The following is a 15,995-nucleotide window of genomic DNA, read 5'->3' as shown; positions in this document are numbered from 1 at the left end:
GTACTTCTAAAAATCTATCTTACTTCATATAAATAATTTTAAATTATACAATTCTACCACAATCTAAAAAGTAACAAAAACAGTTTGCTGTATCTTTGTATTCTTGTTACATTAAATCTCTAATAAATAGAGTTAATCTCATCAGAATAATAAGCTGGACAAGAGTTAGCTTTTATACAATTTAGAGGATTTCAAACTAGCACTTATCATAAAATATCCACTGCTTCATTACCTTCTAAAGCCATTAGAATACTAGTATCTACTCTTATTGCTGAATCTATTACAACATTTTGAAGTTTAGAGATGATTGTTAGTTTTAGAGGTCTTCTCCCTGGGTTTAGTCTTATCAGTGTATATAAGTTGTCTAAAACATTTGTATCGCTATCTAATTTAACAGCTAAAGATATAGGCTCAGGAGGAGCTTCTCTGACTTCTGTCTTTATTTTTTTACACTCTTTTTTAGCATCTTGGAGTGTCATTATCTTAGTAACACCTATTCGTGTAAACATCTCAGTATGTGTGATTTTCACTTTAAAAGCAACAGGTTCATCAAGGTTCATTTCTTTTAGCTGTTCTAACTTATCGCTAAAGAGCATTATCTCTATATTTCCATGAAAATCCATCAGGTTTACTATGCCAAACTGATTTCCTTTTTTAGATATTTTATTTTGAATCTCTTCAACTTTTCCTATAAATATAGCAAAAGAGCCATCTTTAATGCTTTCTAGTTCTGAGGATAGAGAGTAGTTTAACTCATCAAGTTTTTCTCTATACTCATCAAGAGGATGTCCTGAAACATAAAACCCTAAGGTATCTTTTTCAAACTCTAGAATTTCTTTTAACTCATACTCATCTGAGTTTACAAGAGAGAGTTTTACAGTAGTTATTTCTTCATCATCTCCAAATAAACTTCCAACTGCATTTTTTTTAGCAGTAGACGCATCTTTAGCTGTATCTACTATTAGTTCTAGCTGGTCAAGAAGTGCTTTTCTCGAAAATCCAAATCTATCAAATCCACCTGATTTTATGCTTGACTCTATAAAACGCTTATTTACTTTTGATGGGTCTATTCTATTTACAAAGTTCTCCATTGAAGTGAACTCTCCATCTTCTTCACGGGTTTGAATAATGGACTCAACAGCAGAACCACCAACTCCTTTAATCGCACCCAAACCAAATAAAATAATCTCTTTTTCATCTTTTGTTATAGCTGAAAATTCCAAGTAAGAATCGTTAACATCAGGAGGAGAAAGTTCTATACCCATTCGCTTAACTTCATCGATGTAACGAACTACTTTATCCATGTTATCTTTATCAGATGTCAAAAGTGCTGCCATAAACTCATTTGGATAGTAAGTTTTTAACCATGCTGTTTGAAAGGTAACCATTGCGTAGGCTGCTGAGTGAGATTTATTAAAACCATAACCTGCAAACTTTTCTATCAAATCAAAAAGCTTTGATGCTTCATCGTAGGGATGTCCTTGTTTTGCTGCTCCCTCGCTAAACTCTGCATTATATGTTGCCATATCTTTTTTCTTACCCATAGCACGACGGATAATATCTGAATATCCAAGGCTAAATCCACCAACATTTTGAACAATTTGCATAACTTGTTCTTGGTAAACGATGACCCCATAAGTATTTTTAAGAATGGGTTCCATAATATCAAAAGTGTACTCAATTTTCTCACGACCATGTTTACGCTCAACAAAACTATCAAGCATCCCAGACTCCATAGGACCAGGTCTATAAAGTGCAAGTACGGCAATTAAATCCTCAAAACTATCAGGTTTAAGTCGTTTGTTCAAATCTTGCATACCAGAAGACTCTATTTGGAACATTCCTACTGTATCTCCGCCACGAATAACTTCATATACTTTTTCATCATTTTCATCTATTTTATGCCAGTCTACCGTTTTGTCATATCTTCTTTTTATAAGTTTTATTGCATTGTCTATGACATCAAGAGTTTTCAAACCAAGAAAGTCAAACTTAATTAAGTCAACATCTTCAAGATAATTTAGTGAATACTGAGTAACAAAAGTATCTTCTCCTGAAGGTTTATAAATAGGAGTTTTTTTCCATAATTCTTCATTTGAAATAACAACACCAGCAGCATGAATACCTGAGTTTCTTTTTAAGCCTTCAAGTTTTTTGGCAAACTCCCAAACTCTCTTTGCATTAGCATCTTCATTTAAAAGTTCTTGTATCTTAGGCTCTTTTTGAAAAGCCCCATCTATAAACTCACCTTTTTTCATCTTTCCATTTAAAGTTATTCCAAGCTCATCAGGAATAAGTTTTGCCATTTTGTCGGCTTGAGAAAGTGGCATATCCAGAACTCTTGCAACATCTCGTAAAACCCCTTTTGCTAAAAGTGAACCAAAGGTTATAATTTGAGCTACTTGATTTCGACCATATTTTTTAACAACATAGTCAATTACTTCTCCACGCCTTGCCTGCATAAAGTCCATATCGATATCGGGCATTGACACACGCTCAGGATTTAAAAAACGCTCAAAAAGCAAGTCATATTTCATAGGGTCTATATCAGTTATGTCTAAAGAATATGCTACTAAACTACCAGCCGCTGAACCACGCCCTGGACCAACAGCGATACCCATCTCTTTTGCTACCTTTACAAAATCCCAAACTATAAGCATATATCCTGGAAACTTCATAGAATTTATAATCTTCATTTCAAATTCTAGGCGTTCTTTATACTTTTCATGTTTTTCCTCTACTACATGCTTTAGTCTCTCTTCTAAACCAACCTTGCATCTATAAGTAAAATACTCCGCATCATTTTTATCTATGGCACTAAACCAAAGCTTTTTTTCTTCTTGGGATGCATCTGGACTTAAAGGTTCATCATCTGTGTGATTTATTTCTAAACCATCCGCCGTAGCATACTCTGGAGTAAATTTAAAATTTGGAGGAATCGGGTCACCTAGTTTAAGCTCAAGTTGACATTTCTCTACTATTTCTTGAGTATTGGCTATTGCTTCTGGAATATCCGCAAAAATTCTAGCCATTTGCTCTGGTGATTTTAAGTAAAATTCGTGAACAGAATGACGCATACGATTTGGATCATCATATAATTTATTCATACCTATACACATAAATGCTTCATGATACTGTGCATCTCCAGGAAAAGTGTAGTGAGTATCATTTGTAGCTATTATTTTAATGTTTGTTTCTTGTGCAATTTGTAAAATATTGTTATCAATAAAAAGTTGGTCACCAATACCATGACGCATAAGTTCGAGGTAAAAATCATCTCCAAATATTTCTTTATATTCTAATGCAACTGCTTTTGCTCCATCATATCCTAAAGCTCCATTTCTTACATTTCTATCATTTGCTAAGTTCAGATGCCAGTTTACTTCACCTTGAAGACAAGCAGAAGTACAAATCAAACCTTCACTATGAAGAGCTAACTCTTTTTTATTTATACGAGGAAAGTAATACATTCCTTCTATGTATGCTTTTGAAGAGAGATACATAAGGTTTTCATAACCCTTTTGATTTTTAGCAAAAAGACAAATATGAAAACGCTGTCTTGTACTTTTATCGTCTAGTGTTGCACCATTATGAATATAACCTTCCATACCGATAATAGGCTTTATTCCAGCTGCTTTCATCTGCTGATAAAAGTCTATAGCACCAAACATATTTCCATGGTCAGTCATAGCAACAGAAGTCATTCCAAGCTCTTTTAAGCGTGGTACTAAATTTGAAAGTTTGTTTGCTCCATCAAGGAGAGAATACTCTGTGTGTAGATGCAAATGTGTGAAAGGTTGTACGCTCATAATAAAAGCCTAATGTATATAAATTATTAAAGAGATTATAGTGGATTTCTCTTAATATGAAATGAGTTTTAAAATTAACTACAACTTACCTCGAAAAGCTTGGTCTAAAAAGATTTATTAAAATTTAATTGATATGTAATAACTAATATCAAATAAATTTTCATTATTTAAATAATTATTCTTGTGATAAATAATATATGAAGGCTTTGTTGTTGTCTCATACTCACTATCAACTAGCCAATCGTGATATACCCATTGTATAAACCTTAGTATATCTTCACCCTTACCTTGTAAATCAAATTTTGCGTATACACCATTTGATATTTTGAATTTGGGTAATCGCTGTGTTAATATATCTTCTTTCTCATCTGTTTTGATACAAGCTATATATTGGTAATTATTTAGATCAGTTATAGTCGGATTTTCATGTAATAAAGCTATCATTTGATACTTTTTTACTTTATTGTTTAAAATCAGCGTATATAGTTTTTGCCAAGTCTCTTTAACATTATTTATATAGCTATTATTTCGTATATAATAACTTTTCATCTCTGGCATATCAACAATAGTAGCTATAATATTTGAAAAATCAATACTAGTTTCTGTAGATATATTAGAATCTTGTAAGATTGAATTCGAGTATTTTTTATATGCTCCATTTCTCCACTCTTTTGGAGAAGATTCAAATTTGTTTCTAAAAGCTTTTATAAATGAAGAATGGGAACTATATCCGCATAAGTTTGCCACTTCCGATATAGTTGAGTATTTATTCGTTAAAAGTAAACTAGCTGCTTTTTGAAGTCTTATAGATTTTATACTCTCATAAATATTTTTTCCAAATATTTTTTTAAAAACTTTATGCATATGAAATTTACTAATATTAAGATTTTTACTTAACTCATTTATATCGATGTCTACTTCTATATGAGTATAAATATAATACATTATACTATTAGCAATTTTAGTGTTTTTTTGCAGTGTATCTTTATGCATAAAAAATTATAGCAAAAATAAGCAATTAAAATAACAATAATGGACAATTTATTCTATTTTAATGAATAAAAAAATTGACAAAAAAAAAGAAGATTTTTTACTGCTCTATCTATTATAATAGTGCTTAAATTTAATATGAGGACTTGTTATGAAAAGAATTTCTAAAGTGTTAGTAGCCAATAGAGGAGAAATAGCTCTGAGAATTATAAGAGCATGTAAAGAACTTGAAATAAAATCGGTAGTTATCTTTTCCGAAGATGATGTAAATGGAATATGGGTGCCACGAGCTGATGAGTGTTATCCTATACTTGGTAATCCTGTAGATGCATATCTGAAGTATGATAGAATAATTGATCTAGCAAAAAAATCAAACTGTGATGCTATCCATCCAGGTTACGGTTTCTTGTCAGAGAGTGCTGAATTTGCACAAGCGTGTATAGATAATGATTTGATTTTTATAGGACCAAAACCAAAACACATAGAACTATTTGGAGATAAAATGGCTTCAAAAGTTGCTATGAAAAAGATAAATGTTCCTGTATTAGAAGGGACAAACAGCCCTATTATTGATATAAAAGAAGGTAAGAGAATTGCTTTAGAAATAGGTTATCCCATTATAATTAAAGCAGCATTTGGTGGTGGTGGAAGGGGTATGAGAATTGTTCATTTTGCTAATGATTTTTCTAAAATGTTTGAATCTGCTACTAATGAGTCTATAAAATATTTTGGTAAAGGGGATGTTTTTATAGAAAAATATGTTCAAAACCCTAGACATATAGAGATACAAGTTATTGCTGATCAATATGGAAATGTAGTTCATTTAGGTGAAAGAGACTGCTCTATTCAACGACGACATCAAAAAGTAATAGAGATAACACCTTCCCCGCTATTAAATGATAAAGTTAGACAAAAACTTTGTGATATTTCTGTTAATGCTATGAAAGAACTTGGGTATGAGAGTGTAGGAACTGTTGAATTTTTAGTTGATGAAAAAGATAATGCATACTTTATAGAGATGAATACGAGAGTGCAAGTTGAACATCCCGTGACAGAGATAGTGACTGGTGTTGATATTATCCAAAGAATGATTGAGATAGCTTCTGGGGATAAATTAAAATATAAACAAAGCGAAATACAATTTAGAGGGTACGCTATAGAATTTAGAATCAATTCTGAAGATCCTCAAAATAATTTTATGCCTACATCTGGAGTGGTAAAAAAATATTTAACACCTGGTGGTCCTGGAGTAAGACTTGATACTAGTTTGTATTCAGGATATGAATTACCAACATCCTATGATTCAATGCTTGGAAAGTTGATTGTTTGGGCGCTTGACTGGAAAGGTGCAGTTCAAAAAGCTAGACGAGCATTGGATGAGTTCCACATAGAAGGGTTCAAAACAAATATACAACTCCATAGAGAGATTGCGAAAGATGAAAGTTTTAAAAATGGAAAATTCGATACGGGATATTTAGACATGAACATGAATAAGTTTGATTTAGGGGCAAAAAGCTCTATCGCAAATGAAGAGGAGAAATCTCTTGAATTAAAAAATTTAATTAAAAAAATAAAAGAAAATAATTTAGTATCACTTAAAAATAAATTTATTCTTTATTAAGTTGTCTTTTTAAAACTGAATATGAAGTCCCCACAAAACATGGGGACTAAAAATAATAATGTAGTGATTATTTTATAAGTTTACTCCAAGCTTTTGTTATCTTAGAAACAAGTTTTTTTGTGATGCCTTTTACTTCTGTGAGCATTGAGGTATTTTGATGAAGTACGCCAATCACTTCATTAACATCACCAAAGTGGTTTACAATACTATCAACTTTTTTATTTCCAATACCATCAATAGAAGTTAAAAATTCTTTTAACTCTTTTTTAGTTATTTCAAACTCTTCTTGAGTTGATTCTGCTGATTCATCATTTGTTGGAGATGGTGCATTTTTAAAATCTTTTTTCTTTGATTTTGCAGATGGTTTAAGCGCAAGATTATCTTGATAATTCCACTTCTCACTTGGCCATTCTTCACTCCATCTTCTTTTTACATCATGCATCTTATATTCACTATCCAAAACATGAAGATAGATTTCATTTTCACCAAATAGTTTTCTCTTTTTACCAAAATATGCACCATCATAACTAGCATTATAATTACCAAAGTGTATGTGTCTAAGTGTTCTTAGTATAGATGCGTCCATTTTACCTAACTCTTCCCAGTTAAACATAGGAGCATGAGGTTTTCTAAATCTACCTTCACTTAAACTCCACATAATATACTGACCAATCCAATCTCTGATATATGGAAATGCTGCAAATGCGGTAGCACATTCTAAGATACGAACTTTTCCATCTATGCCATAAGCAACATCAACTGCCCAATACTCAGCATTAGCAGCTTTTGAAACTTTTACAGCTAAATCAAGAACATTTTTAGGAACATCCATATAGTCCATACTTCCACCTTGAGAAGTATTTGTAAGCCATTCACCTTCTGGAGCACGACGCCAAAAAGCACATACAGGTTTATGACCGATAAGCATTACGCGAATATCTGCTTCCATTGGGATAAAGTCTTGGAAATATTGTGGGTGGTATTGTTTATCATCATAAAGTTCTCTTGCTTCTTTGTAAGAGTCAACTTTATGAACAAAGTAACCACCATAGTTTGATGGTCCATAAGATTTTTTTATGATTTTTGGATAATCACATTTTTTCAAAAATTTGTCCGCATTATCATGCTTGTAATATATATAAGTTTTTGGGATTGGAAGGTCATATTTCCAAGCAAATCTAGTTACATTTTCTTTAGACTTGTTTGAAAACTGAGTATCCATAGATGGGATGAAACGAACATGAGGAAGTGCTCTAGCAATCTCCCTAAAAGTCTCATAAGCAGTAGCAGGGATATTACCTATCAAAACATCGATTTTTTTGCGTTTTACCTCTTTGATAAATCTATCTTTATCATTTTTCCAATGGTAAGTTACTGTTTCAATTTTGTTTGGCCAACCTTTAAAGTTTGAGTGGTCAAAAAATCTCAATACATAGTCTAAATATAAAAATCCTAGTTTTGGTAGTTGCTTATTTGTTAATCCCATGTTACTTTTTCTCCATTTTTTAAATATAAACGCGATTATACTGTTTTAATCTTAAATTTAAGTTATAATTTAGCTAAATATAGCATTAAATTATTTAATCTTCTCTAAATACTCACAATCAACTGTATTTACCCTAATTAGATCACCTTCAAGCACATGATATGGAATCTGTACAACAGCACCAGTTTCAAGAGTTGCAGGTTTTTTACTTCCACTTGAAGTATCACCTTTAAAGTTTGGAGGAGTTTGCGTGATAATAAGTTCCATAGTTTCAGGTGCTTGAACTGAGATAGCTTTATTTCTAAAAAATACGATATCAACATTGATTCCATCCTTGAACCATTTTGAAGCATCACTACATTGTTCATAAGCAAGACCAAGTTGGTCGTAAGTTTCGTTATCCATAAACTGATACATATCACCATCATCATAAAGATACTGCATAGTTTTAAAGTCGATTACAGGAACTTCAAATTTATCTCCTGCATGAACAGTTTTTTCAACAGTTTTTCCATTTAAAAAACTTTTCATTTTCATACGAACAAAGGCAGCACCTTTCCCTGGTTTTACATGTTGAAACGCTACAATTTTATATGGTACTTCACCTACTATTAGACGAACATTCTTTTTTATATCACTCATTCCTATAGTTGCCATTAACAAACCCTTAAAATATAATTACAAAATTTTACAATAAAGGTTCTTATAATGTTATGAAGCTAACTTCTACATATCTTTTTTAACTACATCCATTAAGTCACAAATGCTATAATGTCAAAAATAACACACTATCTAGGATACTTACCCTCATGAAATTCACTTTAGATGCTACAAGTAAAAAAGCTCGTGCCTGTACTATTACAACTTTACATTCAACTATAAAAACACCAGTATTTATGCCTGTTGGAACTTTAGGAAGTGTAAAAGCTCTCGATATGGACGATGTATTAAATCTTCTTGGTGCTGAAATAATTTTAGCAAATACTTACCATACATACTTAAGACCAGGTGATAAAACCATTGCAAAAATGGGTAAACTTCATGGTTTTACAACTTATCCAAAAAGTTTTTTAACAGATAGCGGTGGATTTCAAGCTTTCTCACTATCAGACATCTCAAAACCTAAAGAAAACGGAATCGAATTTCGCTCTCACATTGATGGCTCAAAACACTTCTTTACACCAATAAAAGTCATAGATATTCAACACAATCTTGGAAGCGATATTATGATGATTTTAGATGATTTAGTTGCATTACCTGCTACACAAGAGCGTATAAAAACTTCTATTGAAAGAACTACTGCTTGGGCAAAAGAATCTATTGAGTATTTTCGTGCTAAACAAAAAGAAGGCGTTGGTGTTGAGCAAAATATTTTTGCAATTATTCAAGGCGGTACAGATAAGGTATTTCGTACAAAAAGTGCCACTGAGTTATGTGCTATGGACTTTGATGGTTTTGCTATTGGAGGGCTTAGTGTTGGAGAGTTAAACAACGAAATGTACGATACAGTTGAGCATACAGTGCAGTATATGCCAGAGGATAAACCTCGCTATCTTATGGGTGTTGGAACTCCTGAAGACCTCATAGAAAACATTGAGCGTGGCATCGATATGTTTGACTGTGTTATGCCAACTAGAAATGCTAGAAATGGTACACTTTTCACTTCTTTTGGTCGTATAAATATAAAAGGTGCAAAGTTTAAAGAAGACGCCACGCCAATAGATGCTGAGTGTAAATGTCTAACATGTCAAAGATACACTAGGGCATATCTAAACCATCTATTTCGTGCTCGTGAGATAAGCTACTTTAGACTTGCAACTATTCACAATCTACATTATTATTTAAACCTTATGAGAGAAGTTAGAAAGTCGATTTTAGAAGATAAATTTGAAGAATATAAAAAAAAGTTTTATAAAAAAAGAACTTGATTTTTAATACTTCGTATTAAAAATATTCTATAATTAAAATCTTCTTATATTCTCACTTATAAATGTCATTAAGACTTTACCATTTAAAGTTTGTCCATTGTATAAAGACTGCTCATTATCAACTATATTTTCTATAGTTTTATCAAATAACATAGCATTTACTTTCTGACCTACTTCTATCTTTGTAGACTCTTTTTTTATACTATTTGCACTATTTTGTGTTGTGAATTTCACTAAATCACTCATAGTTATCATATTTGATTTTACAAGTTTTGTATAGTAAAGAGGCATTGCATCGCTAAGAGCCTCACAACCATAAGCAGCATTAAAAAATGCAACTTCTTTATTTACTGGAGAACTTGGTTGATGAAGTGTTGTAAGTATATCTATTTGGTTATTTTTTAGTGCAACTTGAAGAAGTAGCATATCACTTCTAGATGCTAATGGTGGGTCTAATTTTGCTGTTGTATTAAAATCTTCACACGCTTCATCACAAAACATAAGATGATGAATAGAAACTTCACAACTAACATCTACTCCATCTTTTTTAGCTTGATTTATCAAGTATATTGAACGAGGAGATGCTATTGACTTAAAGAGTATTTTTATCTTAAAATGTCTTGCAATTTCAATCATACGAGAGACATGTAAAACTTCACTCAAGTCAGGAATACCGGCAAGTCCTAGCTTTGAATTAACAGTTGCTTCTAACATAACACCACTTTTTATAAGTGAGTTATCTTCTGCTTTACAAAAAATAGTTACATCATACATCAAAGCATACTCTGCTATTTTTATAGCTACATCATTTTTTGCAATGGTACTCATAAAGGGAACTTTTGCTCCACTTTTTAATAAAATTGCTATATTGCTTAAGGTGCTATCTTCTTTTAAGCTATTTAGCATTAAGTCTATTTTTGCGCCATTTAAGTCACGAAGTCCATTTTGTGCAAATTCTAAAACTACTTCATTATCTATGGCAGGTTCGCTATCAGCATTTATAATAACATGCCCTACTCCACCTTCTAATGCTTCATTTGAAATTTTTTCAAGATTTTTTGAGTTTAGTGTTGAGTCTAGTAGTCTAATATTTGTATCTATCATCAAAGGCATAAAGTATGCACCCTTAGCATCTATGCTTTGGCTATCACTTAAACCCTTTGCTATCTCTTTTATAACTCCATTTTCTATGCGAATATCTGCTTCATATTCTCCATTAGCATCACAAACGACTGCATTTAAAATAACCACTTAAACTCCTTATTCAAAATACTCTAACAAAGCATCTCTATTGATTATTTTTGTTTTTATATTTATAATATTATTGTCTTTAAAAAACTTTAATATTCTTGAAAGTGTTTCTGGAGATACACTTAAAATCTCTGCAATAATTATATTTTTTGTTGTAAAAAAACTATCTGAATGGTTATAAATATACTTTGCCACTCTCTCTTTAGAATCTAGAACTAAGTTTGTAGATATGATAGCTTCAAGGTTTTTAATCTTTTTTATTAAAGAGGTTTGAATCATAAAAGATAATTCAGGATTTGAATATATAATCTTTTTTAATTTATCAAAGTCAATTTTCATAATTTCAACTTCAGTATATGCTTTAGCAGTTGCAGGATAAGGAATTTGCTCAAAATTTGCAACTTCTCCTATAAGCTCATTTTCATGAAAATATTTTAAAACTATCTCTTTATGATTTGATGAAGTCTTATATAGTTTTATTATTCCTTTTGCTAAAAGATATAAATATTTTGAATCATCACCCTCATAAAAAACTATATTGTCTTTTGGAATTGTATGTTTTGTTGTAAATGCTTCAATTTTATCAATTGTTGCTTCATCTAAATCATTGAACATATCAATATTTTTTAGTTTAAGTTTCATTATTAATAATCCTTATTTACTAATTATTTTGGAAATAACTTCATCATAAGAAAAAATTTCTTTCCCTTTTGGTATGGTGTCTTTTGTTTTGTGCGCCCAAAAACCAAAACTCATAGGTGTAATGTTCCCCGTATCATAAAAAGCACTTCTAGCATCTATAAACTTTTGCGAGGATGCATCTGAAATCCAAACAATTGCTTTATCTTTCCACTGAATTTTTTCATCTTCAAACCAAAGTGCTGTACAACCTATGTCATCAAACATATATGACTTTCCTGTTTGAGGGTCTTTAACTTGGACGGCATGTTTTCTATCACTGACAACCATAACGCATCTACTGCACATGTCTCTATCCCAATGGATTGCTGACATATCTGTTTGAACCTTTTTTTCACATGCTAAAAACATAGTGGAAACCAGTAAAAATAGTAAAACATTTATACTTTTTTTCATTATAACCAAACTCCATTTTTTATATAATAGATTATTACAAATAAGCTTAGTAATATAACATAAAGAGTATTAAATATGATAGATTTATTATAATACTTATCTCTTAAACTCTCTTTTATATCTAAAAAAGCAACTACTAAACCATAAAATGTCCCTAAAAAAAGAAGTATATAAATCAGATATCCTACAAAATAATACTCACTTTGCAAAAAACAAAATGGACAGTTATGAGATGGTAATTCATAAATGTATGTTCCAAAAAACACAATTAAAGTAACTAAAGAAATAATTATAAAAAGAAGATTGCTAAGAGAGAACAGATACTTCTTTTTTAAAAAATAAAATATTACTATCAGTAAAAAATTTATATAAAAAAGAGTTAAAAGTGTAGTCGTGTTAATCGTAAAAATAGAAGAAATCGCAGATGCTGATGTACTTGAATAAAGTGTACCACAACAACTAACCATCTTATCTATTTCAATAGAACTGAACATAACTCCTTCTAAAATCAACTCAGCCATAAAAAGAAAAAAGGCACCTACGAAAAGAGCAAATTTTTGTTTTACAAAGGGTTGGTCTTCATGTTTTACATCTTCATTGTGTAAAATTATCCAAAAAGCAAATATATAAAGGTTTATTATTTTTAAAATAAAAAGAGGTGTTCCATAGACAGTAGCATCTACGACTCCCGCCCCACACATTGCACCTGTTAGTACATTTGAAATTTTATCAAGTGTAAAAACAAAAAATAGAAATAATGGTACTTTAATAATAAAAATAAATTTGATTATCGTTGAAGCTAGATAACTTTGTTTTTCAAGTTTATACTGTAACTGACTTACAGAATTTCTATCCCATTTTCTACAAATATTTATACTTAAAATAAAAACAATAATACCAAAAAATGCAAAAAGTGCATTAAGAATAAAAATAGTTAAAACTTCTGGTGTTAATATCAAACTATAAATCCATTTTGCATCTGTATCTCTTTATCAACAAAGTCAAGATTGAAAAAAAGCGGATCGTGAGTTGCGACAACGATGGTCTTTCCAAGAGCCTTTAAGTCACGAAGAATCTCTATAAAATGAAGGGAAAGTTTTTCATCAAGATTTGCTGTTGGTTCATCTGCTAAGATAATTTTAGGCTCGTTTACATTTGCTCTTGCTATAGCCACGCGTTGTTGCTCACCACCCGATAGATTCTTTACAATAGAATCTTTTTTATGCTCTATATGAAACATTTTCATAACTCTTTGCAATTTTGCATTTACTATTTTAGCATCTGGATTTAGAGGAATTAAAGGAAGTAAAATATTTTCTTTTACACTAAGACTTGAGATAAGATTGTACTTTTGAAAGATAAATCCTATGTTATCTCGTCTATACTCAGATGCAAAGTTATCAGGAAGTTTTGAGATTTGTTTAGCATCTACTATAACTTCTCCACTTGTTGGCTTTGACAAAGCTGCGATGAGTGACAAAACACTACTCTTACCACTACCACTAGCACCTCTTAAAACAACCAACTCACCTTCATTTATTTGAAGACTTACATCTTGGAGTGCTACAACGATATTGTTTTTGTTTATCTCGTATGTTTTTGTTATATTTTTTAGTTCTATCATCTCACTACCTCATCAGCATCTAGAGTCGCTATCTTCCACGATGGGATGATAGTTGCGGCTATATAAATAGGAACACTTAGAAAAAAGACTAAAAAAAGTGTTTGCATATCAAAAATAAAAGGAAGTTCAAAAGATGTTTTTAGTTGTGAGTAACCTGTAAATATATTTTGTAACAGTGGAGCTTGTAAAATATACACAAATCCAAGAGCTAAGATAATACCAAGCATATAAGCTACAAAAGAGATAATAAAAGACTCATAAAACTTCTCTTTTAGTACATCGTCCACTCTCCAACCTATGGCTTTAAGTATTCCTATCTCTCTTTTTTCTTCACTACTTAGTCCACTTGCTTTGTCGTAGATGATAATGAAAAATGTAAAAAGTGAGATGATAAAAAGTGCTAAAAATATTCCGCTTTTATAGTCAAATATATTTTGATAACTAATCTTCAAATCATTTTTAGTTATTACTCTAGCATCTGGAAACATTAGTTTAATCTTAGATGCAACAGTAACAACCTCATCAGGATTTGAAACCTTTACAACTATGTCGGTAGCTTTTGATTCATCTATCTCAAATATTTCTCTAACGCTTTGCTTACTCATTACTATCATGTCATTTGATTCTAGTTGAGTATCTCCATCAAACACACCTTTTACATATACTTTTTTTAGTTCACCATTTGGTTTTATGAAGTTAAAATACTCTTTGTAATAGTTTTTTAACATCGTTTTTTTTACTCCACTTCCAACCAACATAGATGCATTATCATTAAAGTCAAGTTTTGCATTATCAACTATAATAGAGAGTGATTTTTTATATTGCTCTTCAAACTCATCAACTCCTACAACACTAAAGTTTACTCCAGCATTCTCAAAATAGTAGTATCCCCAAACACGAGCAGTGGCATCAATAACTCCAGTGATTTCTAAAATAGTATCTATCACTTTTACATCTATGTCATACTGTCTTCCAGCTTTTATCTTTTGAACGATTATTTGAGGCAGAGCATCTACAGTTGAGTTTAACTCTGACTTTATAGAGTTTGTTATGAAAAAAACACTGGTTAAAAGAAAGGTTAAAAGGGTTAAAACAATTGTAATAAAAAAACTTTTATATTTTTGTCTTAGTACAGAGTTAATAGCGTATTCGATTAGATAGAAGTTTATTTTATTCATTACCTGACCTATTAATAATATGTGAATGAGAATAAGTGTAAGTTGAAGGAAAATACTCTCTTAAACTACCATCATCTTTATAGATGCTAAAAATAGTACTCATACTTCTATGTCTAACATATGTCGCTTCTGTTGATATTGCCAAATCTCCAAGTCCTACAAGTGCTACAAACCCATTTTTCTTTGTCTTTATCTCTTTAGAGTCTGACTTATATATACTTAGATAGGCGCTCTCAAATATAAATACAATCATTAGCATGCCTATAAACAAAAGTAGTCTTGGTGTTTTGAGAGTGTATATATTTTTATTCATCAATCTTGTTAACTTCTTCTATATTTATATCTTCAAACTTCATAACATTCATGCCTTTATGATCTATACTAAATGCTTTAGCTTCATTTTCTTTTTCAAATGAAATAAACTCATTACCCATCGGTCCATATACATCACTACCAACTACAAAGTAAGCATCTCTAGCATCTAGAACTTTTAAGGAGTAATAATCTCTTACTAACATTTCAGTTATTCCCTCTCTATACTCAAAGTAATACTTCATCATATCTTTTACACCATCAAAAGAGAAATATTTTTCATTATAGTAAATTTGACTTATCCACTTTGGATATTTATATACATACATACCACATATAGGGCATTTATCATCTTTACTTATTATAATTTTTTTACTTACTTCATTTGTATCTTCAAGTCGTTTTACTTCAAATAAGTACAAACAAAGAGCATCAAATTGTTTTTGTTTTAGTGGTTTACAAAGTTTTTTATCTTTTATGTCATGTGCAAGTTCTTCTATACTTTCGTACTTTTGTAAGTCCATCTTAGAATCACACTTTTTGTGAAATATTTTTTTACCCATAGGATAAATCTTTTTCTCTTTTTGTGCTAGAGAGACAGATGCATTAACATATGAACTTGTTATAAGAAGTAGTAAAATTAAAAAGAGGGGGTTTAGGTAAGTTTTCATAATAAAAATATACCTTAAGAAGTATTACAT

At 30.8% G+C, this 15,995-nt stretch carries 14 protein-coding genes; 2 read left to right on the top strand and 12 right to left on the bottom strand.

Annotated features, from left to right (window positions below; genetic code table 11):
- Window positions 1-206 precede the first annotated feature (206 nt).
- Complete coding sequence (dnaE, locus tag MOV42_RS06025) at window positions 207-3,809, bottom strand: DNA polymerase III subunit alpha (protein WP_324172873.1); 3,603 nt, start codon at window positions 3,807-3,809, stop codon at window positions 207-209.
- A gap of 117 nt (window positions 3,810-3,926) precedes the next feature.
- Entirely contained in the window at window positions 3,927-4,802 is an 876-nt protein-coding gene (locus MOV42_RS06020; protein ID WP_324172872.1) for an AraC family transcriptional regulator, read from the bottom strand.
- 148 nt (window positions 4,803-4,950) lie between these two features.
- Between MOV42_RS06020 and MOV42_RS06015 the strand changes: the two genes are divergently transcribed.
- Window positions 4,951-6,420: an acetyl-CoA carboxylase biotin carboxylase subunit gene (locus tag MOV42_RS06015; protein ID WP_324172871.1), complete on the top strand. Its 1,470-nt coding sequence runs from the start codon at window positions 4,951-4,953 to the stop codon at window positions 6,418-6,420.
- 67 nt (window positions 6,421-6,487) lie between these two features.
- Here MOV42_RS06015 and MOV42_RS06010 read toward each other — a convergent pair whose 3' ends face one another.
- Window positions 6,488-7,906 (bottom strand): helix-hairpin-helix domain-containing protein, encoded by a 1,419-nt coding sequence (locus MOV42_RS06010; RefSeq protein WP_324172870.1) that lies wholly within the window; start codon window positions 7,904-7,906, stop codon window positions 6,488-6,490.
- Between the two features lie 90 nt (window positions 7,907-7,996).
- Window positions 7,997-8,563 (bottom strand): elongation factor P, encoded by a 567-nt coding sequence (gene efp / locus MOV42_RS06005; protein ID WP_324172869.1) that lies wholly within the window; start codon window positions 8,561-8,563, stop codon window positions 7,997-7,999.
- A 152-nt stretch (window positions 8,564-8,715) separates the two neighbouring features.
- Here efp and tgt point away from each other — a divergent pair, with 152 nt between their 5' ends.
- The gene (tgt, locus tag MOV42_RS06000; RefSeq protein WP_324172868.1) at window positions 8,716-9,834 is read left to right on the top strand and encodes a tRNA guanosine(34) transglycosylase Tgt; all 1,119 of its coding nucleotides are present in this window, start codon (window positions 8,716-8,718) and stop codon (window positions 9,832-9,834) included.
- Between the two features lie 33 nt (window positions 9,835-9,867).
- Here tgt and MOV42_RS05995 read toward each other — a convergent pair whose 3' ends face one another.
- The 8 genes from MOV42_RS05995 to MOV42_RS05960 are packed head-to-tail and all read right to left on the bottom strand — an operon-like array spanning window position 9,868 to window position 15,965.
- Window positions 9,868-11,085, bottom strand: a complete 1,218-nt coding sequence (locus MOV42_RS05995; RefSeq protein WP_324172867.1) for a dihydroorotase — start codon at window positions 11,083-11,085, stop codon at window positions 9,868-9,870.
- A 9-nt stretch (window positions 11,086-11,094) separates the two neighbouring features.
- Window positions 11,095-11,727, bottom strand: a complete 633-nt coding sequence (locus MOV42_RS05990) for a Crp/Fnr family transcriptional regulator (protein ID WP_324172866.1) — start codon at window positions 11,725-11,727, stop codon at window positions 11,095-11,097.
- A 12-nt stretch (window positions 11,728-11,739) separates the two neighbouring features.
- The gene (locus MOV42_RS05985; protein WP_324172865.1) at window positions 11,740-12,180 is read right to left on the bottom strand and encodes a hypothetical protein; all 441 of its coding nucleotides are present in this window, start codon (window positions 12,178-12,180) and stop codon (window positions 11,740-11,742) included.
- Entirely contained in the window at window positions 12,180-13,139 is a 960-nt protein-coding gene (locus tag MOV42_RS05980) for a hypothetical protein (protein WP_324172864.1), read from the bottom strand. The genes MOV42_RS05985 and MOV42_RS05980 overlap by 1 nt, the downstream gene beginning before the upstream one ends.
- A complete protein-coding gene (locus MOV42_RS05975; RefSeq protein WP_324172863.1) occupies window positions 13,136-13,804 on the bottom strand; it encodes an ABC transporter ATP-binding protein in 669 nt (222 codons plus the stop codon). The genes MOV42_RS05980 and MOV42_RS05975 overlap by 4 nt, the downstream gene beginning before the upstream one ends.
- Window positions 13,801-14,982, bottom strand: coding sequence for an ABC transporter permease (locus MOV42_RS05970; protein WP_324172862.1), 1,182 nt, complete (start codon window positions 14,980-14,982; stop codon window positions 13,801-13,803). Before MOV42_RS05970 ends, MOV42_RS05975 begins: the two co-directional genes overlap by 4 nt.
- Window positions 14,975-15,235 (bottom strand): hypothetical protein, encoded by a 261-nt coding sequence (locus MOV42_RS05965; protein WP_324172861.1) that lies wholly within the window; start codon window positions 15,233-15,235, stop codon window positions 14,975-14,977. The genes MOV42_RS05970 and MOV42_RS05965 overlap by 8 nt, the downstream gene beginning before the upstream one ends.
- A gap of 52 nt (window positions 15,236-15,287) precedes the next feature.
- The gene (locus MOV42_RS05960) at window positions 15,288-15,965 is read right to left on the bottom strand and encodes a nitrous oxide reductase accessory protein NosL (protein WP_324172860.1); all 678 of its coding nucleotides are present in this window, start codon (window positions 15,963-15,965) and stop codon (window positions 15,288-15,290) included.
- Window positions 15,966-15,995 lie beyond the last annotated feature (30 nt).

It is taken from the genome of Sulfurimonas sp. (genome assembly GCF_029027405.1).
GTDB lineage: Bacteria > Campylobacterota > Campylobacteria > Campylobacterales > Sulfurimonadaceae > Sulfurimonas.
This window is presented reverse-complemented; position numbering and strand designations above follow the sequence as displayed.

Coding starts and splice junctions, on each gene's coding strand:
- dnaE (WP_324172873.1), bottom strand. CDS start 3,809: ATGAGCGTACAACCTTTCACACATTTGCATCTACACACAGAGTATTCT.
- MOV42_RS06020 (WP_324172872.1), bottom strand. CDS start 4,802: ATGCATAAAGATACACTGCAAAAAAACACTAAAATTGCTAATAGTATA.
- MOV42_RS06015 (WP_324172871.1), top strand. CDS start 4,951: ATGAAAAGAATTTCTAAAGTGTTAGTAGCCAATAGAGGAGAAATAGCT.
- MOV42_RS06010 (WP_324172870.1), bottom strand. CDS start 7,906: ATGGGATTAACAAATAAGCAACTACCAAAACTAGGATTTTTATATTTA.
- efp (WP_324172869.1), bottom strand. CDS start 8,563: ATGGCAACTATAGGAATGAGTGATATAAAAAAGAATGTTCGTCTAATA.
- tgt (WP_324172868.1), top strand. CDS start 8,716: ATGAAATTCACTTTAGATGCTACAAGTAAAAAAGCTCGTGCCTGTACT.
- MOV42_RS05990 (WP_324172866.1), bottom strand. CDS start 11,727: ATGAAACTTAAACTAAAAAATATTGATATGTTCAATGATTTAGATGAA.
- MOV42_RS05985 (WP_324172865.1), bottom strand. CDS start 12,180: ATGAAAAAAAGTATAAATGTTTTACTATTTTTACTGGTTTCCACTATG.
- MOV42_RS05975 (WP_324172863.1), bottom strand. CDS start 13,804: ATGATAGAACTAAAAAATATAACAAAAACATACGAGATAAACAAAAAC.
- MOV42_RS05970 (WP_324172862.1), bottom strand. CDS start 14,982: ATGAATAAAATAAACTTCTATCTAATCGAATACGCTATTAACTCTGTA.
- MOV42_RS05965 (WP_324172861.1), bottom strand. CDS start 15,235: ATGATTGTATTTATATTTGAGAGCGCCTATCTAAGTATATATAAGTCA.
- MOV42_RS05960 (WP_324172860.1), bottom strand. CDS start 15,965: ATGAAAACTTACCTAAACCCCCTCTTTTTAATTTTACTACTTCTTATA.